This window comes from Bacillus sp. RK1064, assembly GCF_051488405.1.
In the GTDB taxonomy this organism is placed as follows: Bacteria; Bacillota; Bacilli; order Bacillales; family Bacillaceae; genus Bacillus.
This window is the reverse complement of record NZ_JBPSCZ010000001.1, coordinates 2,102,806-2,128,833: the sequence shown is the minus strand read 5'-3', so window position 1 is coordinate 2,128,833 and position 26,028 is coordinate 2,102,806. Positions and strand designations below refer to the sequence as shown.

Annotated in this window: 20 protein-coding genes and 6 tRNA genes; 19 read left to right on the top strand and 7 right to left on the bottom strand. The window is 41.5% G+C overall.

The genetic code is table 11. From position 1 onward, the window contains the following. Position 1: 1 nt before the first annotated feature. The 3 genes from ACSSTM_RS10805 (at position 2) to ACSSTM_RS10795 (ending at position 2,902) form a co-directional block, all read left to right on the top strand. Positions 2-74 (top strand) — tRNA-Thr (locus ACSSTM_RS10805). 361 nt (positions 75-435) lie between these two features. Further along, complete coding sequence (locus tag ACSSTM_RS10800; protein ID WP_187704286.1) at positions 436-1,875, top strand: SulP family inorganic anion transporter; 1,440 nt, start codon at positions 436-438, stop codon at positions 1,873-1,875. Between the two features lie 46 nt (positions 1,876-1,921). Then, positions 1,922-2,902, top strand: a complete 981-nt coding sequence (locus tag ACSSTM_RS10795; protein ID WP_095285878.1) for a bile acid:sodium symporter family protein — start codon at positions 1,922-1,924, stop codon at positions 2,900-2,902. Positions 2,903-2,941: 39 nt separating this feature from the next. On the opposite strand, the gene ACSSTM_RS10790 is transcribed toward ACSSTM_RS10795, so the two are convergent. From ACSSTM_RS10790 to murQ, 6 genes are read right to left on the bottom strand one after another with little or no spacing between them, the layout of a single operon-like run. Beyond that, a complete protein-coding gene (locus ACSSTM_RS10790; protein WP_268496343.1) occupies positions 2,942-4,189 on the bottom strand; it encodes an exo-beta-N-acetylmuramidase NamZ family protein in 1,248 nt (415 codons plus the stop codon). A gap of 11 nt (positions 4,190-4,200) precedes the next feature. After that, positions 4,201-6,120 (bottom strand): glycoside hydrolase family 3 protein, encoded by a 1,920-nt coding sequence (locus tag ACSSTM_RS10785; RefSeq protein ID WP_268496341.1) that lies wholly within the window; start codon positions 6,118-6,120, stop codon positions 4,201-4,203. A gap of 13 nt (positions 6,121-6,133) precedes the next feature. After that, a complete protein-coding gene (gene pbp4b / locus ACSSTM_RS10780; RefSeq protein WP_034664439.1) occupies positions 6,134-7,489 on the bottom strand; it encodes a penicillin binding protein PBP4B in 1,356 nt (451 codons plus the stop codon). Positions 7,490-7,508: 19 nt separating this feature from the next. Next, positions 7,509-8,882 (bottom strand): PTS transporter subunit EIIC, encoded by a 1,374-nt coding sequence (locus ACSSTM_RS10775; RefSeq protein WP_095285881.1) that lies wholly within the window; start codon positions 8,880-8,882, stop codon positions 7,509-7,511. Next, a complete protein-coding gene (locus ACSSTM_RS10770) occupies positions 8,879-9,748 on the bottom strand; it encodes a MurR/RpiR family transcriptional regulator (RefSeq protein ID WP_420735134.1) in 870 nt (289 codons plus the stop codon). Before ACSSTM_RS10770 ends, ACSSTM_RS10775 begins: the two co-directional genes overlap by 4 nt. A 14-nt stretch (positions 9,749-9,762) precedes the next feature. Then, positions 9,763-10,674, bottom strand: coding sequence for an N-acetylmuramic acid 6-phosphate etherase (gene murQ / locus ACSSTM_RS10765; RefSeq protein WP_437404174.1), 912 nt, complete (start codon positions 10,672-10,674; stop codon positions 9,763-9,765). Positions 10,675-10,894: 220 nt separating this feature from the next. Between murQ and ACSSTM_RS10760 the strand changes: the two genes are divergently transcribed. From ACSSTM_RS10760 to glmS, 12 genes are all read left to right on the top strand, one after another. Next, positions 10,895-10,969 (top strand) — tRNA-Glu (locus tag ACSSTM_RS10760). A gap of 6 nt (positions 10,970-10,975) precedes the next feature. Further along, positions 10,976-11,051: transfer RNA gene (locus tag ACSSTM_RS10755), tRNA-Val, on the top strand. 3 nt (positions 11,052-11,054) lie between these two features. Next, positions 11,055-11,127: transfer RNA gene (locus tag ACSSTM_RS10750), tRNA-Thr, on the top strand. A 28-nt stretch (positions 11,128-11,155) separates the two neighbouring features. Beyond that, a tRNA-Tyr gene (locus ACSSTM_RS10745) sits at positions 11,156-11,240 on the top strand. 4 nt (positions 11,241-11,244) lie between these two features. Next, a tRNA-Gln gene (locus ACSSTM_RS10740) sits at positions 11,245-11,316 on the top strand. Positions 11,317-11,452: 136 nt separating this feature from the next. Next, positions 11,453-12,364, top strand: a complete 912-nt coding sequence (gene rocF / locus ACSSTM_RS10735) for an arginase (RefSeq protein ID WP_437404173.1) — start codon at positions 11,453-11,455, stop codon at positions 12,362-12,364. Between the two features lie 183 nt (positions 12,365-12,547). Next, complete coding sequence (gene sigW / locus ACSSTM_RS10730; protein ID WP_034664426.1) at positions 12,548-13,111, top strand: RNA polymerase sigma factor SigW; 564 nt, start codon at positions 12,548-12,550, stop codon at positions 13,109-13,111. 14 nt (positions 13,112-13,125) lie between these two features. Next, a complete protein-coding gene (gene rsiW, locus ACSSTM_RS10725; protein WP_034664492.1) occupies positions 13,126-13,752 on the top strand; it encodes an anti-sigma-W factor RsiW in 627 nt (208 codons plus the stop codon). A 216-nt stretch (positions 13,753-13,968) separates the two neighbouring features. Beyond that, complete coding sequence (gene cdaA / locus ACSSTM_RS10720) at positions 13,969-14,790, top strand: diadenylate cyclase CdaA (protein ID WP_034664424.1); 822 nt, start codon at positions 13,969-13,971, stop codon at positions 14,788-14,790. Continuing rightward, positions 14,783-16,192, top strand: a complete 1,410-nt coding sequence (locus tag ACSSTM_RS10715; protein WP_034664422.1) for a CdaR family protein — start codon at positions 14,783-14,785, stop codon at positions 16,190-16,192. Before cdaA ends, ACSSTM_RS10715 begins: the two co-directional genes overlap by 8 nt. 25 nt (positions 16,193-16,217) lie before the next feature. After that, complete coding sequence (gene glmM, locus ACSSTM_RS10710) at positions 16,218-17,564, top strand: phosphoglucosamine mutase (protein WP_034664420.1); 1,347 nt, start codon at positions 16,218-16,220, stop codon at positions 17,562-17,564. A 567-nt stretch (positions 17,565-18,131) separates the two neighbouring features. After that, positions 18,132-19,934 carry a glutamine--fructose-6-phosphate transaminase (isomerizing) gene (gene glmS, locus ACSSTM_RS10705; protein WP_437394598.1) on the top strand — a complete coding sequence of 601 codons (1,803 nt, stop codon included), beginning with the start codon at positions 18,132-18,134 and terminating at the stop codon, positions 19,932-19,934. A 57-nt stretch (positions 19,935-19,991) separates the two neighbouring features. Here the strand turns inward: glmS and ACSSTM_RS10700 are convergent, their stop codons facing one another. Then, positions 19,992-23,420, bottom strand: a complete 3,429-nt coding sequence (locus ACSSTM_RS10700; RefSeq protein WP_437404172.1) for a restriction endonuclease — start codon at positions 23,418-23,420, stop codon at positions 19,992-19,994. Positions 23,421-23,622: 202 nt separating this feature from the next. On the opposite strand from ACSSTM_RS10700, the gene ACSSTM_RS10695 reads away from it, so the two are divergent. The 4 genes from ACSSTM_RS10695 to ACSSTM_RS10680 all read left to right on the top strand — a co-directional run bounded on the left by ACSSTM_RS10695 (position 23,623) and on the right by ACSSTM_RS10680 (position 26,025). Continuing rightward, entirely contained in the window at positions 23,623-23,979 is a 357-nt protein-coding gene (locus ACSSTM_RS10695) for a DUF2200 domain-containing protein (protein ID WP_106038462.1), read from the top strand. A 161-nt stretch (positions 23,980-24,140) separates the two neighbouring features. Next, a complete protein-coding gene (locus tag ACSSTM_RS10690; protein WP_106038463.1) occupies positions 24,141-24,332 on the top strand; it encodes a PLD nuclease N-terminal domain-containing protein in 192 nt (63 codons plus the stop codon). Between the two features lie 14 nt (positions 24,333-24,346). After that, positions 24,347-25,264 carry an ABC transporter ATP-binding protein gene (locus ACSSTM_RS10685; protein WP_106038464.1) on the top strand — a complete coding sequence of 306 codons (918 nt, stop codon included), beginning with the start codon at positions 24,347-24,349 and terminating at the stop codon, positions 25,262-25,264. Further along, positions 25,261-26,025: an ABC transporter permease gene (locus ACSSTM_RS10680; protein ID WP_106038465.1), complete on the top strand. Its 765-nt coding sequence runs from the start codon at positions 25,261-25,263 to the stop codon at positions 26,023-26,025. Before ACSSTM_RS10685 ends, ACSSTM_RS10680 begins: the two co-directional genes overlap by 4 nt. Positions 26,026-26,028: the final 3 nt, after the last annotated feature.

Here is a 26,028-nt window from a genome sequence, read left to right as displayed (position 1 = left end):
TGCTTCCATAGCTCAGTAGGTAGAGCACTTCCATGGTAAGGAAGAGGTCAGCGGTTCGAGCCCGCTTGGAAGCTTTCCTCTATATGATAATAATGGTCAATGTTTAAGGTTTCTCGATGATGAGAAGGCTTTTTTTGTTTGTTTTAAAATGTTGAACTTGCTCAGTGACAAGTAGACTAATGAAAATGGAATAGATCGATTTATAAGGAAGCTTTGTATCAATTTTCTACACATTCCTTCTTTTTGTTCTTGATTCTTTAGTGCCTTTCTTATATTCTTACTAAAGTGATGATATCCTCTCTAACAAAAGACTCTGTACGTCCCTCTTCCCCCCCCCCGAAAGTGAAGCATTATTTATTTTTCCTTTCTTCATCTCCAGGTTTGGTTGATCTTCTTTTTCCATGTTCGGTATGTATATAAAAAGGAGTAGATGGTTTGAAAGATTTATTTGTAAAGCAAGAATGGTTTGGGCATGTGCGTCAGGATGTGCTTGCGGGTATTTTAGTGGCTCTGGCTTTAATTCCTGAGGCGATTGCGTTTTCAATTATTGCGGGCGTTGATCCGAAGATCGGGTTGTATGCTTCGTTTTGTATTGCAATTGTGATTTCGTTTGTTGGTGGACGGCCAGGTATGATTTCGGCCGCTACAGGGGCTATGGCTCTGGTCATGGTTAATTTGGTTGCCGATCATGGATTGCAATATTTGTTTGCAGCTACGATTTTAACAGGTCTGATTCAAATAGTGTTTGGACTCTGCCGAGTGTCTCGTCTGATGAAATTTATTCCGAGGTCCGTGATGGTTGGTTTTGTGAATGCGTTGGCTATTATGATCTTCATGGCTCAGCTTCCACATTTCGTCGGAGAATCAATGGCCATGTATATCATGACAGGTGGCGCCTTGTTGATTATTTATTTATTGCCGATGGTGGTAAAAGTGATACCTTCCCCACTCATTGCGATTATTGTCATGACGATCATTGCTGTATTTGGACATATTGATGTTAGAACGGTTGGAGATATGGGAGAGCTTCCTAGTTCTTTGCCTGCTTTTCTGATTCCTCAAGTACCGTTTAGCTGGGAGACACTTACTATCATTTTTCCTTATTCTTTAGCACTTGCGATGGTTGGTTTACTTGAGTCTCTTTTAACTGCACAGATTGTCGATGATATGACGGAGACGTCTAGTCGTAAGAACAAGGAAGCGAGAGGTCAAGGGATTGCTAATGTGGTTGCAGGATTCTTTGGTGGTATGGCTGGCTGTGCGATGATTGGTCAATCAGTGATTAATACGAAGGCAGGCGGGCGTGGCCGTCTTTCTACCTTTGTAGCGGGTGCATTTCTAATGGTGCTGATTTTTGTACTCGGAGATGTGGTGGTTCAAATTCCGATGGCTGCTCTTGTGGCTGTGATGATTATGGTCTCCGTTGGGACATTTGATTGGAGTTCCTTTCAGCAGCTAAAAAAGAATCCGAAAACAGATTCTATTGTCATGATTGTCACGGTCGTGACTGTGGTGTTGACTCATGATTTATCAAAAGGTGTGTTTGCAGGTGTGCTGCTTAGTGCGATATTCTTTGTAGCAAAAATATCAAAGCTTCATATTACCTCTACAGAAAGCCAAGCGGGTATTTGGGTGTATCGAATTAAAGGGCAAATTTTCTTTGCTTCTGTCACTGATTTCATCCAAGCGTTCCATCATGAGAAAGATCTCCAAGCCGTTGTGATTGATTTGTCTGAAGCGCGTATATGGGATGAATCAGGCGTGGCAGCGATAGAACGTGTAAAGGAAAAGTATCAAGCAGCTGGTGTACAGGTAGACGTAGTTGGAATGGATACCTCGAGTCGAAAGCTTGTGAAACAGGTGAATGGTTCTTAAAAAGATCTTTCTGTTTGTTACAATAGAAAAGGTAAGAAAGTGAAGGATGGAGGTGGCCGGCATGCTTGTGCGTTTGAATCAAGTGCTCGGCCGGATGATGCCGCTTATTACGCCCATTAGTGTGTTACTCGGTGTACTATTGTCGGCCTATTTAAAGGATTATACGTTTATGGTGCCCTGGGTATTTGCCATGATGACATTTTCAGGGAGCTTGTCATCTACTTTTTCAGCTTTAAAGCATACGGTGATGCACCCATTGCCTTTGATTTTATCGTTTATGATTTTACATGTGTTGATGCCCCTTTATGCCTGGTCAGCAGGGCATTTGATATTTGCGGGTGATTCCATGACGATCACCGGTTTGACGCTTGCGATGGTGATTCCAACAGGTGTTTCTAGTTTAATATGGGCGGCGATGTATAAAGGGAATGTCGGGTTAACGTTATCCATCATTTTAATTGATACATTGCTTTCGCCATTGATTGTGCCAGCCAGCTTGTCACTCTTCGTCGGTACACAGGTCCATATGGACATGGTCGCAATCATGAAAGGGCTGTTTGGTATGGTGGTGCTGCCCTCTATTTTAGGGATGCTCGTTCGCCAGTATGCAAAGCCATCGGTGACGAAAACAATTGGTCAGACCCTGTCTCCTTTTTCAAAATTAGGCTTGTTTGTTGTCGTATCGATTAACAGTTCTGTTGTCGCCCCATATTTGCGTGAACTGGATGTTGCATTTTTTAGCAAAGCAGCGACTGTCTTTTTCATTGCGATGAGTGGGTATGCTTTTGCATGGTTGATTGGAAAGGTGATGAAATGTACTCAAGGGGAGATTGTGGCCATTGTGTATACGGGCGGCATGAGAAATATTAGTGCCGGAGCTGTGCTTGCTATTAGCTTTTTCCCGCCTGCTGTTGCTGTCCCTGTTGTGATTGGCATGCTATTTCAGCAAGTGCTTGCTGCCTTGTTTGGTTTCTTACTCAATCGTTTTGAGCTGAAGGCGCCTGCTGTGACTAAATCTTTATCATGAAAAGACCTCCATCTTATAAGATGGAGGTCTTTTTGCGAATTAATAGATGAGATATTTCTTCCGTTTCTTTTCGAACGATTTGAGGTCGTGATGATAGCGCTTCATGATGTGTTTGACGGAAGTACCTTGATTGATTTCTTCTTTGATCCAACCATTTCCGATGAGTTTATCAAAGCTGCCTGTTTGAAGGAACTGAAAGTCTTTTGGATATAAATCATGTATTGCTTTGATGATGGATAACCCTGTTTTTACCGCTTCGAATGAAGAGCGGTCTGTGACGTATAGCTGCACACCGTGTGATAGCTTACCTGCATGTTTAGAAAAAGTGGGGGTGAATGATACTGGTCTAAATTGTACACCCTTTAGTTTTAACTGATTTAAATGATCTGCTAGTTCGCTGCTATTGATATATGGAGCGCCAATGAGCTCGAACGGTTTTGTTGTTCCTCTGCCTTCAGAGACATTTGTTCCTTCAATTAATCCTGTGGCGGGATATACAAAGGTACTATCCACTGTCGGCATGTTAGGTGAAGGAAGGACGAACGGCAGCTTCGTGTCATCAAACGTCATGGAACGCTTCCAATTTTTCAATTTGATGACTGTGACATCAGCATTGATATGAAACTCTTTGTTAAAGAATTTTGCTAGTTCACCAGTGGTCATTCCATGTCTTAATGGTATTGGATAGAGCCCTACAAATGAAGCGTGCTCAGGTTCTAAGACAGGGCCTTCTACTTTTAGTCCGCCAATGGGGTTTGGACGGTCTAGGACAACAAAGGGAATGTTGTTTTCTTTAGCGGCTTCCATCGCATAAGCCATCGTGTAAATATAGGTGTAATAACGAGCGCCAACATCTTGGATATCAAACAACAAGACATCTACATTTTTGAGCATGTCAGGTGTGGGTTTTCTTGTTTTTCCATAGAGAGAGTAAACAGGAAGACCTGTTTTTTCATCAGTATAGGATTCGACGCCTTCTCCTGCTTGTGCATCGCCGCGCACACCATGTTCTGGTCCATATAGAGCAGTAAGCTTGATACTTGGATGCTCAAATAGGAGATCGACACTGTTTTTCATATTTGCATCAATGCCAGTTGGGTTCGTAATGAGACCGACTCTTTTTCCTTTTAACCATGAAAGGTTGCTTGAGAGTAGTGTTTCGATCCCTGTTTTGACTGTTGCTTTTTTTCCTTTTGTGTCTGTTCGTCCTTGCTCTGCAGGGGAGGCTGCGGTCAATGTGCTCATGATGAGAATGCTTGCGAGTATCAAGCTTGCTGTTTTTTTCAAGAGAATCCCTCCTATTTGATCTGTTTCCCTTTCAAGTTGAGTCCATAGCCGAATGGATACAGGGTTTGATTTGGATGAGTGACAGATGGGATATCCACAGGCAATTTGCCCTTAGGTGATGCAGCGCCAAATATCACTTCTAATCCAGCAGGAATATTTGGCTGATTGAATTGTCCGTTTGAGTAGCCTTTAAAACCGTAAACGGTTAGTAAGGCATCAGCCTCCTCAAAATTTGCCGCATCGTAAGGATTTCTTAGACTCATGATGACCATTTTTTTGTTTTGTGCTGCTGTTTCTTTCATGACAGCACGCGGAAAAGCAGTAGCCCACTTTTTCGGGTCCTGGACATTGTCATCAATCACACCATCATTCACAGCTGGGTCATTTTGGACAACGTAAGAGCCAGTAATCACATAGTCAGCATCTTGAATCAGTTTGGCTGTTTCTTTAGTGAAAGTCTTATCCGCAAACGCATATGATTGGATACGTACAGGTTTGATCCTTTTTTTATTGATCAGAGAGTCAATTGTGACAGACATGGCTTTTGTCTGATCTTCGTAAGGTGCCATGACCAAGATCTTGTCATTCTTTTTAGGCTGGAATGGTAAGGTCTTTTCGTTGTTTTTAAGCAGGGTGATCCCTTCACGTGCCATTTTTTGTTCTGCTTTCCGGTGCGACTTTTTCCCAACGACTTGAGTGGCTTTTTTGATTTTTTTCTCAAGGGTGATGGGTTTCTTGGAAGAAATGATGCCGCGTTTGATTTTCAATTGAAGAATTTTTTCGACAGATTGGTTGATTTGAGACATCGGAATTTCTTTCTTTACAATCGCCTGTTTTACAGCATTGAACACATTCTCTAGGTTTTTTTCTGTTTTTAGAGAGGTGACTGGTGCTGGCATAAGGGCGATGTCGACACCTGCCTTAATAGCCATCACCACGGCTTCTTCCTGCCCAAAGTTATCTGCAATCGCTTTCATATTTAGGGCGTCTGTTACGACAACTCCTTGAAAGCCCATCTCTTCTTTTAATAAGTGTGTGATGACTTTTTTCGATAAGGTTGCTGGAACCATAATGTCCTCGCCATCTTTTTTGCTTTTGTACGTTGTGTGGTCAATGGCAGGGAATTGAACATGAGCGGTCATGACCATATCCGCACCAGCGTTGATGGCTTGTTGAAACGGATAGAGCTCAACCTTTTTTAAACGATCTAGATCATGTTCTACGAGCGGCAAGCCGTAGTGACTATCGACAGCTGTATCACCATGTCCCGGGAAATGCTTGAGTGTCGAAATAGTTTTTTCCTTTTGAAGTCCTTTCATGGTTTGAAGACCGAGCCTAGTGACGAGAGCAGGATCAGAGCTAAAGGAACGGACACCAATGACGGGGTTGTTTGGGTTATTATTCACATCAAGCACAGGAGAGAAGTTTGTATTGATCCCTAGTGCATTTAGTTCTTTGCCGATGATTTTACCTGTGTCGTATGCATTTTTCTTACTTCTAGAGGCACCAATCGACATATTTCCTGGGAAATGTGTTCCCTTTTGTAATCTTGTGACGATTCCACCTTCTTGATCAATTGAAATGAGTAATGGAATGTTCGGTGATGCTTTTTGAAATTCATGAGTGAGTTTGACGGTTTGTTTCGTATCAACGACATTCTCCGCAAATAAGATGACACCGCCTAGATGATATTTTTCAACAAGATGAGACACTTCTTTATTCATCTTTGTTAAGCCTGTAGGTGCAGATTCATCTTTTGTTTGCCAATTGCGAAAGTCTGGCATGAGCATTTGACCTATCTTTTCATCCAGGGACATGTCTTGCACCATTTGTTTTGCGGTTGGAAGAGGGGCAGAGCTAACCTTTTCCGTTGGAATGGAAGAGGTTAGCAGGGCCAAAACCAGAGCAGCGGGGAAAAGAGCTTTTAACATCGAATTCCTCCTTTTACTTAAAAGATTCGTAGATTGCGGTCATGATGCTTCCATAAGTACCAGTTGGGAAAAGGTCACCTTCAAATTGATTTGGGTTGGTTTCAGGTGAAACGACAGGCGAATGTTTCTTATTTGTCAGCAAGACGATACCTAGATTATGTTTTGGATCAATCAATGTCATGGTTCCGGTCCAGCCAGTATGTCCATAGGCTTCGTTACTTGCATATTTTCCAAACATCCATTCCATGTCAGTATGACCGTTTTTTCGCCAGCCTAGCCCGTATGTTGGGTTTGTATCAGAAGAGGCTGTAAAGAGATCGATAGAAGCTTGATCAAAGATGGTGGTTTTTCCATAGCCTCCTTTGTTCAGCATGAGCTGGAGCAGCACGGCCATGTCTGATATGTTAGAAAAAAGTCCAGCATGACCAGAGATACCTGCCATTGAGTAATATGCTTTCTCATCGTGGACTTCGCCTAGCAGGGTGTACCTGCGAATGTTTTCAAAATCAATGACACCATCTCGCGAATTACCTAAACGTTCGGTTGCTGCAAAATGCTTTTGTTTGAATCTTTTTTGCAGTGGATTGAACATTGTATGTTTGAGACCTAGCGGCCGATAGATTGTCGACTCTACATATTGATCAAGAGGCATACCTGTTTTTTTCTCAATGATCATGCCTAACAGCATGTAATCAATGTCACTATAAATGTGCTGGGTGCCTGGTTTGTATTGCAGCGGCACCTTTGGCAGCCATTTCATTGTTGTCTTTCTATCTTGAGAGAAAAAGGAGCCGGCGGCTTCTTTGCTATAAAATAAGACACTGGAAGGGAGTCCGGCAGAATGGGTCAGAAGATCATTTACACGGAGCTGTTCTTTGCCGGTTACCTTTGCATCTGGTTCATCTTTAAAATCTGGCAGGATGGATTGTATTTTTTCGTTCACATCCAGTTTTTTCTCGTAGACTAGCTTTTGCAGGGCATAGTTGGTCGCATACATTTTGGTGTTGGATGCTAAGTCGAACAGTGTATTCTTTTTCATTTTCTTATATGATTTGAGTTCGGTTGTGCCTTCGTATTTTTGCCTGTAGCCATAGGCTTTTTGATGGACGATTTTTCCGTCTTTGATAATGATGAGTGCGGCTCCTGGAAATCCTGCTTTGATGTCGTTTTGAATCATGTGATCAACCTTCCTAAGCTGCCTGGAAGAAAAACCTGCTTGTTCCGGTCGTTTTGCCTTTTTTAAGACGGGATATTCTTCAGGTGCTGTTTTAGACAAAGACGATACAGGATGGGAGCTAGTTGCAAATGTTTGTACGGGTAATCCAAGGAGCATGAGCAGACTTGTTATTAAGAGAAAGTATTTCTTCAAGAGTTAGACCTCCTATTGCTTATTTTTCCTCAAATTCAACAGCCATATCATCATGAAAACCAAATAAGTATGTGAAAATAAATCCAGCGACATATGCAATAAAGAGTCCGATTAAGTAAAGAAGCATTTGATGTGTGTGAACAATAAAGGTTAATGGGAGACCTGATACACCAATCGCCTTCGTTGCAATTTGGAAGTAGGCTTGAAATGCGCCGCCGATTCCAGCGCCAAGACAAGCAGTGAGAAATGGCCGTCCCAGAGGGAGTGTGACACCGAAAATGAGTGGTTCACCAATGCCGAGCATCCCTGAAGGAAGTCCACCTGCGATGGCTCTTTTGAGTTTTTTCTTTTTTGTTTTCATATAAATGGCGAATGCCGCACCGACCTGTCCTGCACCGCCCATAGCGAGGATTGGCAAAAGCGGGTCATCTCCAATGGAATTAATGAGTTCCATATGAATTGGTGTCAGTCCTTGGTGAAGTCCTGTCACAACAAGTGGAAGGAAGGTCGCACCAAGAACAAATCCAGCGAAGATTCCGCCCATATTTAATAGATAAGTTAATCCTGAGGTGATGGCATCAGATATAAATCCGCCGACTGGCATGAAGACAACGTACGTAAAAATGCCTGTAATGAGTAGTGTGATGGTAGGTGTGACGATGATATCAAGTGACTGCGGGACGAAGCGTCTAATTCGGGTTTCCACAAGCGCCATAAAGATGGCGGCTAGAAGAACACCGATGAGTCCGCCTCTGCCTGGTAGAATATTTGTGCCAAATAACATAATGTCTGCGGAGGCTGGATTAATAATCAGGATACCAGCTAATGCGCCTAATGCAGGAGAGCCTCCAAACTCCTTTGCGGCATTTGTTCCGACTAAAATACCGAGATATGCGAACAAGCCTGAACCAATAACGGTTAAAATGATCGCTGCTTGAGACTTTTCATCGAGCCAGCCTGCTTGCACGATTGCTTTCGTAATTCCTGTAATAAGACCCGATGCAACGAGTGCCGGAATGATAGGAATAAAAATGCTGGCAACCCGTCGTAAGAACAGCTTGAACGGTGTGCGGTTCTTTTGTGAAATGGCTTGCTTGTTTTTTTGTGCTTCATTGTTTAAATTATAAGAGCCAGAGGCATTTAGCAGCTGTTCAAACGCACTTGAAACTTGGTTGACAACACCTGTACCTAAAATGATTTGAAGCGTTTCTGCCTCGACGACACCTATGACGCCATCGAGTTCTTTGATTTTTGTGATGTGAACTTGTTCATTGTCAATCGGTGTAATTCGGAGACGCGTCATACAATGTGTATGGGAAGAGATGTTTTCAGAACCACCACAGAGAGAAAGAATGTCTTTCGCCAACTGCTGATATTTCGTTTGATGACTCATGTTGAATCCCCCTTTGATTTTCGTTTCATGGAGCGGATGGCATGTCTTGTCTTGTCAATATATTGCGCTGTCTCTTCATATTGACGGGAAGCTAAGCTGAGGAACAAGACATCAATTAAGTAGAGCTGTGCCATTCTAGAGGAAGTGGCTGCACTGCGAAAAGGTGCTTCATTGGAACCGGACGTCGATAGGTGAACATCACTTAAGGCAGAAACGCTTGTTTGACCAGGATGCGTTAAGGCAATGGTTTTCACTTGATTGTCTTTTGCGAGCTGAAGGGCTTGAATGATGTCTAACGTTTCTCCTGAAAAGGATATACCGAACACGATGTCATTCTTTCCTGCATTTGCGATGACCGTTGATGCGATGTGCATGTCAGTGAAGGCAGTCGCTGCATAATTGATTCTGAGAAATTTCTGCTGGGCATCCGCTGCGACGATGCCAGATGCGCCGACGCCGATAAAATGGATTTGGTTTGCATGCAGCAGTAATTGAACAGCTTTTTCTAATGCATCTGCATTTAAAATAGAAGCGGTGTCCTTAATCGATTGAATCGAGTTTCCTGCTGTTTTTTGAATAATGGATTGAATCGGTTCATCTTGTTCGATATCACGGTAGCCTTGTTTATCGTTGTGCACCAAGTCTCCAGCGATTCGCATTTTTAAATCGTGATAGCCATCTAGCCCGAGAGATTTACAAAGGCGGATGACTGCAGAGCTGCTTGCACCGGCTGCCTGGCTGATCTCGTGTACTGTGCTCTTAATGACTTTGTCAGGATGGGCAAGAATATAGTCTGCAATGATTTTTTCAGATTGGGGGAGCTTTGCTTTCATTGTGTGTAGTAGGGTGAGTCCACCTGCTGACATGAGCTCTGCCTCCTTTAGGATTGATGATGAGAGATGGCTTTGTCGATATGACCATTCGTTTTGTTGAGTAAATCCTTGGCTGTTTTTTTGTCTGTGTTTGTTTGAAGCATGACGATGGCGGTTTTGACTTCTAAGTCTGCTGCTTCAAGAGTCTTCACGGCTTGTTCATAGGAAGCGTTTGTCACATGTTGAATGATGGTGATGGCGCGTTCTTTTAATTTATAATTGCTGACTTTTACATCAACCATCAGGTTTTCATATACTTTACCTTGTCTGATCATGACAGAGGTGGAAAGCATATTTAAAATCATTTTATGAGCGGATGCGGCTTTCATTCGTGTTGACCCAGTGATGGCTTCTGGTCCTACAATGACTTCAATGGCGCAGTCTGCCAGCTCGCTAATTTCTGCTTGTTCATTGCAGCTGAGGGCTACTGTTTTTGCGCCGATGGATTTAGCGTAGTTTAAAGCGCCGATGATGTAGGGTGTCCTGCCGCTGGCGGCGATACCGACGACCGTATCTTTTGATGTCAGGTGAATGTGTACTAAATCCTGTTTGCCGGCTTCTTCACTGTCTTCCACATCTTCGGCAGCATGTGAAAAAGCAGAGTCGCCGCCTGCCATGATACCGACAATCACATCAGGTGAGACGCTATAGGTAGGGGGACATTCAACAGCATCCATCACGCCAAGTCTGCCGCTTGTCCCGGCTCCTAAATAAACGAGTCTACCCCCATTTGAAATGGATTCATAGGCGAAGTCACTTGCTGTTTTGACATGTGGTAGGACACGGTTCACTGCTTGAGCGACCTTCATATCTTCTTCATTGATCAGCTGGAGTATTTCGAGCGGATCTGCTTGTGATATTCCCATTGTGTTAGGGTTTCTTGATTCTGTTGTCAAAGAACGCAATTGAGATGGCTGCATGCGACATTCCTCCTTATTTCTTCATTTTCAGTATATTCAGTATGATATGAAATTTCAACATTATATTTAAATATTGAAATTATATTTCAATCAAAAAGTGGTGCTAATCAAAGGTAAATAGTTAGAAAATAAAAAAAATAAAAATCCCCTTTACAAAAGGGGGACAACCTGTATATAATAACTTTTGTCAGCTTCACGGAAACAGCAAACTTGACAAACTGGCCCGTTGGTCAAGCGGTTAAGACACCGCCCTTTCACGGCGGTAACACGGGTTCGAATCCCGTACGGGTCACCATGATGTGGAGGATTAGCTCAGCTGGGAGAGCATCTGCCTTACAAGCAGAGGGTCGGCGGTTCGAGCCCGTCATCCTCCACCATATGCCGGTGTAGCTCAACTGGTAGAGCAACTGACTTGTAATCAGTAGGTTGGGGGTTCAAGTCCTCTTGCCGGCACTGTTTTTTCTTTATCAATTCCATATGTGGAGGGGTAGCGAAGTGGCTAAACGCGGCGGACTGTAAATCCGCTCCCTCCGGGTTCGGCGGTTCGAATCCGCCCCCCTCCACCATTTTTGGGCTATAGCCAAGCGGTAAGGCAACGGACTTTGACTCCGTCATGCGTTGGTTCGAATCCAGCTAGCCCAGTTAAGACACTTTTTTCAAAAAGGTGTCTTTTTTTATGTTGGCAGACGGAATGTATAACTATTCAAAATATTGTTGAGTTGAGTCAGAAGGCATCGAGAAAGTAAAATATAAGCATGAACGGAAAGGGGATGTACATATGGGAGATCAAAAGAAGGTCACGCTTGTCGGAGTTCCGATGGATTTGGGTCAAATGAGAAGGGGCGTCGATATGGGACCGAGTGCGATTCGGTGTGCAGGTGTAAAAGAAAAATTGGAATCGCTTTCATTTGATGTGGAGGATCTCGGCGATATTTTGGTTGAACAAAGAGATGATGAGAAAGGTTTATATACAAGTGAAAAGCTAAAAAATTTAACGGAGAATGCTGGTGCGAATCAGCTGCTAGCTGAGAAGGTTGACAGTATTGTGCAATCAGGCTCATTCCCGCTCATTTTAGGCGGTGATCACAGCATTGCGATAGGAACACTTGCGGGGGTAGCCAAGCATTATGAAAACTTAGGTGCCATTTGGTATGATGCACACGGTGATTTAAATACAGAGGAAACCTCTCCTTCTGGAAATATACATGGTATGCCGCTTGCAGTCAGTATCGGCCTTGGGCATGCTGATTTAACGAACATTGGTGGTTATTCCCCTAAATTGAAGCCTGAGAATGTTGTTATAATTGGTGCTCGATCCTTAGATGAAGGAGAGCGGGCATTGATTAGAGAGAAAGGCATTAAAGTGTATACGATGCATGAAATAGATCGTTTAGGGATGACAAGGGTGATGGAGGAAGCCATTTCATATTTAAAGGAAAGAACAGATGGTGTCCACCTGTCACTTGATTTAGATGGACTAGATCCAGCGGAGTGCCCTGGTGTAGGAACTCCTGTGGCGGGCGGCATTAGTTACCGGGAGAGTCATCTTGCCATGGAGCTTTTAGAGGAAGCGGGTATTTTGACTTCAGCTGAATTTGTTGAGGTGAATCCGGTTTTGGATGAAAAAAATAAAACAGCCGAGGCAGCTGTTGCGTTGATTGGTTCGTTAATGGGCGAAAAGCTATTGTAGAGCGGGACTTGTTCCCGTTCTTTTTTGTTTTGGAGAAATTTAAGGATATATTAAGGTTTTTACCGGTGGATATGCGTAACACGCTGTCAAAAATTTGTTACACTATTTTTTAGAGGAGAATGAAACCTTTTGGAAAGAGATTCGTATACATAAAGACCGGTGAAGGCAGAGGTTGAATATACTATGGACACAATGATTAAAAAGAGAATTAAGCAAGTGAAAAAAGGCGACCAGAACGCATTTGCAGACATCGTAGACCTGTATAAAGACAAAATTTATCAGCTGTGCTACCGTATGCTTGGGAATGCACACGAAGCAGAGGATATTGCACAGGAGGCGTTTATTCGTGCCTATGTGAATATTGAAAGCTTTGATGTAAATCGTAAGTTTTCTACGTGGCTGTACCGCATTGCAACCAACCTGACCATCGACCGTATTCGCAAAAAAAAGCCGGATTATTATTTAGATGCAGAGGTGGCAGGAACAGAAGGACTGAATATGTATTCTCAAATTGCTGCTGATGGCATTTTGCCAGAGGAAGAGGTGGTGTCTCTTGAATTATCGAGTACCATTCAGCAAAAAATTCTAAGATTACCCGATAAATATCGTTCGGTCATCGTATTAAAGTATATTGATGAACTCTCGTTAAAAGAAATTAGCGAGATTCTGAATATACCCGTTGGTACGGTAAAAACGAGAATACACAGGGGTAGAGAGGCTCTCCGGAAACAGTTGAGAGACCTTTGAGTGAGGTGATTTTGATGAGCTGTCAGGAAAAAATCGTCCTGCTTATGCATCAGTATTTAGACGGGGACATTGAGCCCCAAGACGAAAAAGAATTAAAGAGCCATCTGCAATCGTGTGAGGAGTGCCGTACTCATTTTCAACAAATTGAGAAATCCATCGCGCTTGTGCAGAGTACATCTCATATAGAAGCACCAACTGATTTCACTGCAAAGGTGATGGCAGGTCTTCCAAAGGAAAAAAAGCGTGTGTCGGTTCAAAGATGGATCAAAGCTCATCCGCTGATGGTGGCCGCTGCCCTCTTTCTCATTTTGATGGGAGGCAGTCTGTTTACAAGCTGGAATACCGATCATAATTTCAGTGTGTCGAAGCAGCCGAATCTCGTCGTTGTAAATGATACAGTGACCGTACCTAAAGGGGAAACCGTAAAAGGTGATGTCACTGTTAAAAATGGCAAGCTGATTGTAGAAGGCAAGGTTGATGGAAATGTCACCGTCGTCAATGGGGAACAGCTGACTGCTTCTGCCGGACAAGTCACTGGTCAAATTAATGAAATTAATGAAGTGTTTGATTGGATTTGGTACAAAATGAAATCTACAGCACAAAATGTGATGCGGGTCATTGGACCAGAGGAGCAAAAGTAATCATACGGGTCGAGAGCAGTCTCTTTAGGGGCTGCTCTTTTTCTATATTATAGGTCAGAATCTATGCAAATTAGCACGCCAGCCATATATGGCAACTGTTTTCCTTGCTGAAACAAAATGTGGTATAATAGCCACGCTATGTATTTACACATAGGTTCTTTTTTTATCAAAAATGCATCAAACGAAGATTAACTGAAAATTCTGGAGGACGAGGAAATGGCTTTAGGGGATATTCCTTTTTTGCAGTACCTCGGTAATGCTGTTGATATTCTCGTTGTTTGGTATGTGATATATAAATTAATGATGGTCATCCGCGGAACAAAAGCGGTTCAGCTTTTAAAGGGAATTGTGGTCATTGTTCTCGTCAGGATGGGAAGTGCGTATCTCGGTCTTAACACACTTCAATGGCTGATGGATCAAGCGATTACGTGGGGATTCCTTGCGATCATTATTATTTTTCAGCCAGAGCTAAGGAGAGCGCTTGAGCAGCTTGGGCGCGGCCGTTTCTTCTCAAGAAGCGGGACACCTATAGAGGAACAGCAGCAGAAAACGATCGAGGCAATTACAAAAGCAATTAAATATATGGCAAAACGCAGAATCGGCGCGCTTTTGACAATTGAGCGTGATACTGGGATGAATGATTACATAGAGACTGGAATTCCTTTGAATGCAAAGGTGAGTTCAGAGCTGCTCATTAATATTTTCATTCCAAATACACCGCTTCATGACGGTGCTGTCATTATGAAGCGTGATGAGATTGCAGCTGCGGCTTGTTATTTACCGCTGTCAGAAAGTCCTTTTATCTCTAAGGAACTGGGGACGCGTCACCGGGCGGCAGTCGGAATTAGTGAAGTGACAGACAGCTTGACCGTCATCGTTTCTGAAGAGACAGGCGGCATTTCTGTCGCAAGAAATGGTGATCTCCACCGAGAATTGACAGAAGAAGCGCTTGAAGAAATGCTGATTGCTGAATTTAGTAAGAACAGCAAAGATGCTTCCTCGACCAAATGGTATTGGAGGGGCAAGAAAAATGGATAAGATTTTGAATAATCGCTGGGCCGTAAAGCTTCTTGCATTGGTCTTCGCTTTATTGCTGTATGGTGCAGTCAATTCAGCGCAAGCGCCCACGCCGAAAAAAATCGGTGAATCCTTTTTCCCAACATCGACGACAGATGAAGCAACCTTAACCGACATTCCTGTTAAAGCGTATTATGACGACGAGAAGTACGTCGTTACTGGTGTGCCGCAAACAGTCAATGTGACGATTAAAGGGTCAACGAGTGCTGTGAAAACAGCAAGACAAACAAAGAACTTCGAAATATATGCAGATATGCAGAATTTATCGACAGGTACCCATAAAGTGGAGCTGAAGGCAAGAGATGTATCAAAAGGGCTCACACTATCGATCAACCCATCTGTGACGACGGTGACGATACAAGAAAAAACAACAGCTGAATTTCCTGTTGAAACCGAATTTTATAATCAAAATAAAATCAAAGACGGCTATTCACCTGAACAGCCTATTGTGAATCCGAAAAAGGTCACAGTCACTGGCTCAAAGGACGTGATCGACAAAATTTCTGTCATTAAAGCATTTGTGAACCTAGAGGATGTCGATCAGCAAATTGAAAAGGAAGCGAAGCTCACTGTGTATGATAGCAGCGGGAACGAGCTGCCAGTCGAATTGAGTCCCTCTGTGGTGAATATTACAGTTCCCATCTCGAGTCCAAGCAAAAAGGTTCCGTTTAAAATTGAGCGGACGGGCAGCTTACCTGACGGGATCAGTATCTCAAGCATTGAGACAAGCCCGAGTGAGGTCACGGTGTACGGCTCTCAAAAAGTGCTGGATTCGCTTGATTTTATTGATGGCGTCAAGCTGGACCTAAGCAAGATCAAAGATGATACGGAGATTGATGCCGACATTCCTCTGCCAGATGGTGTGAAAAAGGTATCGCCCGAAACGGTTAAAATCAAGGTGAAGGTTGCAACAGCGCAAGAAAAAAAGATCGATAATGTACCGATTTCTGTCGTGGGTCTGAGCAAGGATCTCACCTCTGATTTTGTGAGCCCATCTTCTGGACGGCTCACGTTAACAGCAAAGGGATCAAAAAGTGCGATTGATAAACTAAAGGCTTCAGATCTTGAAGCCTATATCAATGTCGGGGACTTGAACGAAGGAACACATGAGGTCACCATTCAAGTGAACGGTCCTCAAAATGTGACGTGGACATTATCGAGATCAAAGGTCAAAGTGAAACTGACTTCTACTGAGACAGAAGATCAGCCAGCGTCTACGAATGATCGCAAGGATCCATCTTCTGATGACGATGATCAGGATGAGAAGAGTAAAGAAGAATCCACGCAAGATAAAGCAAAGAAAGAATCAAGTCAGAGACAGCGGATCAAAGAAGATAAAAAAGAGGACGAAGCGTCCTCTTGAATGGTAAAAAAGGAGCGATTGAAACATGGGCAAGTACTTTGGAACTGATGGTGTAAGGGGTGTGGCGAATAGCGAATTAACGCCAGAGCTCGCATTTAAAATTGGGAGATTTGGCGGCTATGTGCTCACGAAGGATAAAGAACGTCCAAAGGTACTCGTTGGACGAGACACACGTGTATCCGGTCATATGCTAGAAGGAGCGCTCGTTGCAGGCTTACTTTCAATTGGCGCTGAAGTGATGCGTCTAGGTGTGATCTCAACACCTGGTGTGTCTTATTTAACGAAGGCAATGGACGCAGAAGCGGGTGTCATGATCTCTGCTTCTCACAACCCAGTTCAAGACAACGGAATTAAATTCTTCGGCGGTGACGGCTTTAAGCTGTCTGATGAACAGGAGAATGAAATTGAGCAGCTGATGGATCAGCCGGTCGATCAATTGCCACGCCCAGTTGGAGCGGATCTTGGAACGATGAATGACTACTTTGAAGGAGGTCAGAAATACTTGCAATTCTTGAAGCAGACAGCGGACGAGGATTTCACAGGTATTCACGTGGCGCTTGACTGTGCTCACGGTGCAACCTCTTCTCTAGCGACACATTTATTTGCGGATTTAGATGCTGATGTGTCCACAATGGGAACATCACCAAACGGATTGAATATCAATGATGGTGTCGGCTCAACTCATCCAGAGGCACTTTCTGCTTTTGTGAAGGAGAAGGGTGCAGATATTGGTCTGGCGTTTGATGGTGACGGAGACCGTTTAATTGCTGTCGATGAAAAAGGTGATATTGTAGACGGCGATCAAATTATGTACATATGTGCACGTTATTTGAAGGGTGAAGGCCGATTAAAGGATGACACCGTCGTGTCCACGGTCATGAGTAACCTAGGCTTCTATAAAGCGCTGGAGAAACAAGGCATTAAGAGCATCCAAACCGCTGTTGGTGACCGCTATGTGGTTGAAGCGATGAAAAAGGATGGCTATAATGTCGGCGGTGAACAATCAGGCCATTTGATTTTCCTTGATTACAATACGACAGGTGATGGCATGCTTTCTGCGATCATGCTTGTCAATACACTCAAAGCAACAGGAAAAACATTGTCAGAGCTTGCAGCTGAAATGGAAAAATTCCCGCAGCTTCTAGTGAATGTGAAAGTGTCTGATAAATATAAAGTGGAAGAAAATGAAAAAGTAAAAGCAGTGATTCAAGAGGTCGAAAAAGAGATGAACGGTGATGGCCGTATTCTTGTTCGTCCATCTGGAACAGAGCCGCTTGTACGCGTGATGGCAGAGGCGAAAACAAAAGAGCTGTGTGATGAATATGTGACTCGAATTACCGCTGTTGTGAAAGAGGAAATGGGTATCGAGTAATAGATGAAAGCAAATCGCCAGCGGCGGTTTGCTTTTTTTTCGAATAAACGTCATAAATGATGGATTTGTACGAATCTTATAAGCGAGGGCAATTTGCTGCCTTCATACATAGGAGAGCACATCAAAGGTAGAACATGACAAGCCTCATCGCATATAGTGAATGGAGGTCTCACTTTCTTGAGCGGGATCACCCGCTAAATTGTGATTGACGGAGGTCAGACCTTATAGTACAATCATCCTTGTGTTACTGGATTTTTATTCTATCAGGAAAGGCAGGGTAGATGTTCAGCAACTCTCTTATAATTATAGCGCCCGAACTAAGCGATCGGACGAAAGATGCTTAGTTGACGAGGATGGAGGTTATCGAATTTTCGGCGGATGCCTCCCGGCTGATCAAAAAAGAGATCACAGCCGTAAGTGTTTCTTTAAAGCAAAGAGGTGACTCTTTGTACAAAGGGAATACACATGATCTCCCAAATTAAACATGTAGAGAGGGACGAAGAAATGTCCCTTCTATTTTAGTAGGCTTTCTTTGTCCCTTTCACATGAACGGGAGGAAGAATATTTATGTGTGGAATCGTAGGTTATATTGGTCAGAATGATGCGAAGGAAATCTTATTAAAGGGTTTAGAGAAGCTTGAGTACCGCGGGTATGACTCAGCAGGTATCGCTGTGGCAAACGAAGAAGGCGTGCATGTGTTCAAAGAAAAAGGACGTATTGCTGAGCTTCGTGAAGTTGTTGATGCAAATGTAGCATCTTCAGCTGGAATCGGACATACACGCTGGGCAACACACGGTGTACCAAGCCATCTAAATGCGCATCCGCATCAAAGTGCTTCTGGCCGTTTTACGCTTGTTCATAACGGTGTCATCGAGAACTATGTACAATTGACACGCGAATATTTACAAGACGTCACACTAAAAAGCGACACAGATACAGAGGTTGTTGTTCAAGTTATCGAACAATTTGTAAGCAGAGGTCTTGATACAGAGGAAGCTTTCCGTCAAACGCTTCTTCAACTAAAAGGCTCTTACGCAATTGCCCTTTTCGATAACGAAAACAAAGAAACAATCTATGTGGCGAAAAACAAAAGCCCATTATTGGTTGGTTTCGGAGAAGATTTCAACGTTGTAGCTTCTGACGCAATGGCGATGCTTCAAGTAACAAACGAATATGCGGAATTAATGGATAAAGAAATGGTCATTGTCACAAAAGACGAGGTGATCATCAAAAACCTTGACGGTGATATCATGACACGTCCTTCTTATATCGCTGAGCTAGATGCAAGCGACATCGAGAAAGGCACATATCCTCACTACATGTTAAAAGAAACGGATGAGCAGCCGCTTGTCATGCGCAAAATCATCCAAGAATATCAAGACGAAAACGGCAAGCTGTCAGTCGCTGGCGATATCGCAAGCGCAGTAGCAGAAGCAGACCGCATTTACATTGTGGCTTGCGGAACAAGCTACCATGCAGGACTTGTCGGTAAACAATATATTGAAGACTGGGCGAAAGTACCTGTAGAAGTCCATGTAGCAAGTGAATTCTCTTACAACATGCCGCTTCTATCGAAAAAGCCGTTGTTCATCTTCCTTTCTCAATCTGGGGAGACAGCGGACAGCCGTGCTGTACTTGTTCAAGTCAAAGAGCTTGGTCATAAAGCATTAACGATCACAAACGTACCAGGTTCAACGCTTTCTCGTGAAGCGGACTTCACATTGCTTCTTCATGCAGGACCAGAAATCGCAGTGGCTTCAACAAAAGCTTACACAGCACAAATCGCTGTTCTTGCGATCCTTGCATCAGTTGCAGCCGAATTAAATGGTCAATCTCTTGACTTTGATCTTGTGAAAGAACTTGGGATTGTAGCAAATGCAATGGAAGCCCTTGTCGATCAAAAGGATGAAATGGAACAAATCGCTCGTGACTTCTTCACAGTGACACGTAACGCATTCTTTATCGGAAGAGGACTTGATTACTATGTGTGCCTTGAAGGTTCACTAAAACTAAAAGAGATCTCTTACATCCAAGCAGAAGGATTTGCTGGCGGAGAACTCAAACACGGCACAATTGCTTTAATTGAAGAAGGCACACCGGTTATTGCCCTTGCAACGCAAGAGCACGTGAACCTCAGCATTCGCGGTAACATCAAAGAAGTCGTGGCACGCGGAGCAAACCCATGTGTCATCTCACTAAAAGGCCTAGAAGACGAAGGCGACCGTTTCGTCCTTCCAGCTGTACACCCAGCACTTGCACCACTTGCATCTGTTGTCCCATTACAGCTCATCGCTTACTACGCAGCCCTTCACCGTGGGTGTGATGTGGATAAACCACGTAACCTTGCGAAGAGTGTGACGGTGGAGTAGGTTTAATTTTTATAATGAAACACCCCTTTGAGAATTTGTTAAAGGGGTGTTTTTTGTTTAGGTTACTATTATTTGCGAATAATCACCATTTTCAAAGCGTTTAAGGAGATTTTCAATCTTTTTTATGGATGTTAATGAGTAACTATAAACTCCAAGCTCTTTTATTAAACAGATGTTCTCTATTTTGTAAATTGGCACTTCCCAATTATGTGCTTTACGTTTTATTAAGTCACCTTTAATTAAATAAGTAAACGTATTTTGGGGAATCGAAGGCAAATCCCAAAAATCAAAATCAGCTATTCCTAATTTCTCTATTAGATTTTGTTCGTCATTAATACTATATTGTTGGCCGATATGATTAATTTTATCATGCTGTTCATATTCTAATAACAACTCCATAGTAGACATGAGTTTTAATACTTTTGATGATTCATCGCCATCTCCTAATTGCTTCATAAATCGCTTAATGGCAGGTTCAACATAGAATTGATTAAAATGATATGGTGTTAACTCTTCGAAAAGCCTATATAATATGCTTTCCCACTCACTGTTATAGATGTAGTATTCTCCAAATTCAGGATAAAATAGTTCAGATAATTTTTTTCCATTCTCCAGCTTTATTCGTTTGATTTTTTTTGAATTTTCACCCCATATTTCGGGGTAGATTTCTAGTAATTCATCATCATCAATGCTAAAACTTATACTCATCGAAAAGCAAGCGACGAATAATGGAATATTAATAAATCGTAACCACTGTTCATCCTCTAATATTAAATGTTCATACACAATATTTTTGAGTGGAGGGTTATCTGCTAAATGATCTCTATAAATGTTACTTTTTAAAAATTCCCTTTTTCGAAATAAAGGTTGTTCCCGATACATGAATGAACAAAATGAATCAATACAAAAGTCAATTAAATTTATTAATAATGTAGAATCACCTTGGGTTAAATAGGTTAACGTTTTCATATATAAGTCGGTTTCTCTCTCAGGTAGCATTGAACCGTCTTTTTCTAATGTTGCGATTAATAAGTTCAAAGATTCTTTCGTATTTAGTAACTGATAGATGTAAACTGGTGAATTATTGTCTAATACGAGATTTAATTTATCTTTGACACCATTCGAAAGTTTGCTTTTTGATATAAGTTCGATAACTTCATCATTTTCTATTAATTCTTCTTCCTTTCCATACATCCAATCATATGCGTTATATTTTACTGTACTTACGTCATGTTCACTTAAATTATCAGTTGGCGAATGTCTGTTCATTATTGAATGGTCATTATTTATTCGTGTAGGTGAGCGTCCATATAAAAGCTCAATTTGTTTATCCATTTCTATTGAGTATTGAAGGCCATAAAAGTCACATAAATCAGGAATGCTATCAATTAACATATCTAATTCTACATCCATGCAGTATTCTTCTAAAAAATCCAACTCTGAAAAAATCAATTGTTTTATATTTTTTCTAATTTTTGAGTTAAAAGATTCATAAAATATTTCGTACTCCTTAGGAAATATTTCTCGAAAACGTTCCATCGCTTTATAATGAAACACACTAAAGGCGTTTTTGAAGTATTTATCTATTAATTTATATCCGTTAAAAGCCATTCCAATATTTGTGCAACTTACGATATAATCAGGTAAATTATGCAAATCATTATATTGATATTCTTTAGGGTCATTACTCCCCATATCAATACAGTACTGATTGATTTTATACTCTAAAAATTTATAAAGTCTCGGTTGTTTTTGATTTTGTGTTAGATAAATTCTAAGTAAATCAAAGAATCTATCTAAGCTTCCCTTTTCTTGTTCTAAAATATCAATATTCCATATATTATCGTTTTCTGAAAAACTAGTTGTATAATCATCATAATGTTCTATACAACTTTGTATGATCTGTTCACTAATGTTTGAACTACAAGAAGGTGATACATTCTTAAATAGAAACAATAATTGATTATAGAAGGAGCAGCAAGGCAGTAGTTTGGGAATCCATTGTTCACAATTCTCTTTCAAGAAGTCAAGCAGAAAATCTTGTGCTGATGGGTTTATAAAATATATAAAGATATCATCATACTCATCATCATAAACGGTCTTGATCATGGTTTCTTCAAGTTCTCTAAGACTCTCACTTAAATTCTTCGTGTGCGTTTCATTGAAATAATAATGTAAAGAATTTTTGTAGCAGACTTCTACATCCTCTTGTAATGAAGGTGTTGAAGTAATTAGTAGTAAAAAAGCTACAAACTTTGCTTCATTAGATAAATTATCAAAAATATCTCTCCAAAAATCACTTGGACAATCTAAATAATTTAACAATCGATTTAAGTAATCTTCTGGTGTTTCATAACTTTGAGGTTTTTGATCTAAAAATAGTGATAGTACCCTTGGATTATAATTGTCGTGATATACAATCTCATCTGTATAAAGATGCAAATAGTTAACATGCTCATAATTTAGTTTTGAGTAGTAGAGACGACTAAATAAAATACTTGCTTTTTCACTCTCGGAGTATGCTTCCAAGTTGCAAATTAAGGTATAGTTATCAAATACTTTTTTTAGTAAAGGACTTTTATGAATGAGTTGTTGAAGAATATATTCTCTTGTTGTAATAATTAATCTTGTATCATTAGGGAAATTTTCGATATCCTTTATTAACTTAGCTAAGCGTTCTTCTTCTTTTTTATTCTTTTCTTTTTCGAGGATACTTCCCCAGTAATCATCTAAAATAAAAACTTGTATTTGGTGTTCATCTAACATACTGTATATATCATCGATTGAGTATACCCATCTAAATCCGTTTAAATGATTTTGATACAAATGGGCTAAAGCTAGAATTTGAGCGATTGTTGTTTTTCCAACACCTGGTTCTCCGGAAAGTATGATAGTTCGGTTAATGTCCCAATTCGAAACTGCTGATCTATAGACTTTTGAAGGTAAAAAAGTTTTTGCTGTTTTACAAGCATCTTTTAATCTATAGGCAGACTCTCTATAAATACGACTATGTAGATATTCTTTTAACAAGTGTTCAAGCACATTTGAATTTGGAATTAAAAGCTTTGGTTGATTAATTATCACTTTTCTGTAAGTCGGCTGTGAAAGGAGTCTGTTCAATTCAACCCTATCTAATATATCGTGTTCAGTCACATTGAATTCTTTAAATAATTCAACAATATCTTTCGTTTGTTGACGTGTTAACTCCATTGATATCCCTAGGATATAGCGATCTGGTTTTAATTTGCGAACTTTTTGTAGGTCTTGCTTTAAAGAATGTATTAAAGGCTTAAAAGATTGCTGAGCATAACGCTTTACTTGTATGACGGTTTCAGTTTTACCGTCTGTATAAAAACCATCAATGCCTTGATCTCGCCCCTCTTTAAAGGTTCTAAAGGGAACGTTCTCTCTTTGAGAGACTACATCACATACCAACACTTCAAACTCTAATGGTTGAAGTAATGCATGAAAATCGTAATTAGACAATTTTCTTCTTCCTTTCACATGTAGATAACGAGTAATTATATCATAATTTATGTATATATGGTTATTATTGTAATGTTTATTTTGTAGCTAGATTCCTCATTACTAGATTGGACATAAAAGGTTAGGCAGATTAAAAACGTGAGGGTAACTATCTTCTAATGCATGGATAAAAGTACTTTAAGAAAGAAAAGGGGAATAACACATGACCAAACCTAAAATCTATACAATGAGCTTCGCAAAAGTCTATCCTCTCTACATCGCAAAGGCAGAGAGAAAAGGACGAACAAAGGCTGAAGTCGATACGATTATTTGTTGGTTAACAGGGTACAGTCCGGAAGAGCTGCAGGAACGGGTGGATCAACAGACAGATATTGAAAACTTCTTTGCCGAGGCCCCTGAGCTTCATCCTTCCCGCAGTTTAATCAAAGGAGTCATCTGTGGTGTTCGAGTAGAAGACATTGAGGAAGAAACCATGAAAAACATTCGGTATCTAGATAAGCTGATTGATGAGTTAGCGAAAGGAAAGACGATGGAAAAGATTTTGCGAGATTCGTTATGACCATCACAAGCAAGCCCAGTGAACTTACTTTCACTGGGCTTTTTTATATCTTATAGACCACTCGATCGATAAAAATAAAATCCATTTGAACGAATTCACTCTTCATGTCGTCAAAAGAAGTGATATCAAAACAAATTGGTTATGAAAAAGGAGTGGCGTGGATGGATATGAAGATGATTTTACCTCTCGTTTTGCTGCAAGCCATTTTAATGGTGATTGGTTTGTTTGATTTGCTGAAAAGAGATCCATCTAGGATCAGAGGAGAGGTGAAGTGGGTTTGGGCTTTGGTGATTGTGTTTGTGGCGAGTGCCGGTCCTATTGCGTATTTCATTTTTGGTCGTAAACAATCTTAGTAGGGGGGATTTGCTTGAATATGCTGGAGTGTCAAGGGCTGACGAAATCGTATGGTCGGCATGAAATTTTAAAAAACGTTTCGTTTTCTGTTGGGGAAGTTGGTTGTGTCGGTTTTTTAGGAGCCAATGGAGCGGGGAAGACAACGACGATTCGGATTTTGACGGGGCTTGCTCGTCCTACGTCTGGCGTCGTGAAGGTGGCGGGTATGGATGTGACAAAGGACATGGATGACATCAGTCATGTGATTGGATATTGTCCGCAGCAGCCTGCATTTTATCAGGACATGACGGGGCAGGAGTGGATGCATTGGGTTGGCGGGTTATTTCAATTAGAGAAAAACATCATTCGCTCCAAAACTGAGGAGCTGTTGAAGCTTTGCCGTGTGTATGAGGCGAAGGATCGTGCCATTGGCAGCTATAGTGGAGGAATGAAGCAGAGGCTCGCCATTGCACAGGCGCTCATCAACAGCCCGAAGGTTCTTATTCTAGATGAACCTGTGTCCGCACTTGATCCGATGGGGAGAAAAGACGTCCTGACTTTGATTGAGCGTTTAAAGCATGAGATGTTGATCTTTATGTCGACCCATATTTTAGATGACATTGAAAGGGTGGCGGATCATATTATCATGATCAACAGCGGAAAAATTGAAATGTCCTCTTCCATGAAACAGATCAAAGAAGACTATATTCAGCCAGTGATTGAATTTCAATTAGAACAAAAGAATACGAAATTAGTGGCTTTGTTAAAAGAGCAGGATTGGATGGAGGAATGCATTGAGGCAGGGGACGGTTATCAGGTGCGAGTGAACGATCAACAAATGGCGTTGAAGGAGCTGCCTGGTCTCATCACTGAAACTGGCGGTGTTCTCCTCCATTATCGACTATCTAAGCTGACGCTTGAAGATATTTTCATGAAGGTTGTGAATGCATGATGATGCTGAAAAAGGAATTTAGGGAGTTATTCACTAGTTATAAAATTTTATTTGTGCCGATCATTTTTACGATTTTAATGATCACACAGCCTATTACGCTCAAAATGCTGCCGGATCTTTTATCGAAATCAGCTAATTTACCTGAAGGGTCCACATTTTATATACCAGAGCCTAGCGCTGGTGAGGCTTTAGCGAGTGCATTGAGTAAATTCGATTCGCTTGGTGTTTTTATTCTCATTATGATTGTGATGGGGACGATCGCTGGAGAGCGTGCCTCTGGGGTGACGGCGATGATTATGGTGAAGCCGATCAGTCGAATGAGTTATTATGTCTCAAAAATATGCGCCTATGCTGGTTTGACCTTGTTTAGTTTGGTGGTGGCGGTGCTTGCCTCCGTTTATTATGTGGACATTCAATTTGGGCATCTGGATTGGGTCAATGTGGTAAAAGGAACGCTTCTTTATTACCCCAATTTATTGCTGATTGTCGTGTCGACCATTTGTGCTTCGGCGTTCTTTACGCGTTCCGTCACAGCCGGCGGTGTATCGCTTGTGATCAACCTTATTCTATTTACCGTTCCTTCATTTTATGAGGATACATTAGGGAAGTTTGCGCCTAAAGGCGTGACAAGTGCGGCAGAGGAGATGATTCATAGAGGGACTTATTCGGATCAGACTCTTACAAGCTTTCTAGGTGTATCGGTATTGATTGTTATCTTTTTTCTCATTGGATGGTTTCTTTTTAGAAAACAAGAATTATAGGTT

What these genes read in the sequence shown, in the direction of transcription:
- ACSSTM_RS10795 (WP_095285878.1), top strand. Translation starts at nt 1,922, where the DNA reads ATGGAGGTGGCCGGCATGCTTGTGCGTTTGAATCAAGTGCTCGGCCGG.
- ACSSTM_RS10785 (WP_268496341.1), bottom strand. Translation starts at nt 6,120, where the DNA reads ATGTTAAAAGCTCTTTTCCCCGCTGCTCTGGTTTTGGCCCTGCTAACC.
- ACSSTM_RS10775 (WP_095285881.1), bottom strand. Translation starts at nt 8,882, where the DNA reads ATGAGTCATCAAACGAAATATCAGCAGTTGGCGAAAGACATTCTTTCT.
- ACSSTM_RS10770 (WP_420735134.1), bottom strand. Translation starts at nt 9,748, where the DNA reads ATGTCAGCAGGTGGACTCACCCTACTACACACAATGAAAGCAAAGCTC.
- murQ (WP_437404174.1), bottom strand. Translation starts at nt 10,674, where the DNA reads ATGCAGCCATCTCAATTGCGTTCTTTGACAACAGAATCAAGAAACCCT.
- rocF (WP_437404173.1), top strand. Translation starts at nt 11,453, where the DNA reads ATGGGAGATCAAAAGAAGGTCACGCTTGTCGGAGTTCCGATGGATTTG.
- sigW (WP_034664426.1), top strand. Translation starts at nt 12,548, where the DNA reads ATGGACACAATGATTAAAAAGAGAATTAAGCAAGTGAAAAAAGGCGAC.
- rsiW (WP_034664492.1), top strand. Translation starts at nt 13,126, where the DNA reads ATGAGCTGTCAGGAAAAAATCGTCCTGCTTATGCATCAGTATTTAGAC.
- cdaA (WP_034664424.1), top strand. Translation starts at nt 13,969, where the DNA reads ATGGCTTTAGGGGATATTCCTTTTTTGCAGTACCTCGGTAATGCTGTT.
- ACSSTM_RS10715 (WP_034664422.1), top strand. Translation starts at nt 14,783, where the DNA reads ATGGATAAGATTTTGAATAATCGCTGGGCCGTAAAGCTTCTTGCATTG.
- glmM (WP_034664420.1), top strand. Translation starts at nt 16,218, where the DNA reads ATGGGCAAGTACTTTGGAACTGATGGTGTAAGGGGTGTGGCGAATAGC.
- glmS (WP_437394598.1), top strand. Translation starts at nt 18,132, where the DNA reads ATGTGTGGAATCGTAGGTTATATTGGTCAGAATGATGCGAAGGAAATC.
- ACSSTM_RS10695 (WP_106038462.1), top strand. Translation starts at nt 23,623, where the DNA reads ATGACCAAACCTAAAATCTATACAATGAGCTTCGCAAAAGTCTATCCT.
- ACSSTM_RS10690 (WP_106038463.1), top strand. Translation starts at nt 24,141, where the DNA reads ATGGATATGAAGATGATTTTACCTCTCGTTTTGCTGCAAGCCATTTTA.
- ACSSTM_RS10680 (WP_106038465.1), top strand. Translation starts at nt 25,261, where the DNA reads ATGATGATGCTGAAAAAGGAATTTAGGGAGTTATTCACTAGTTATAAA.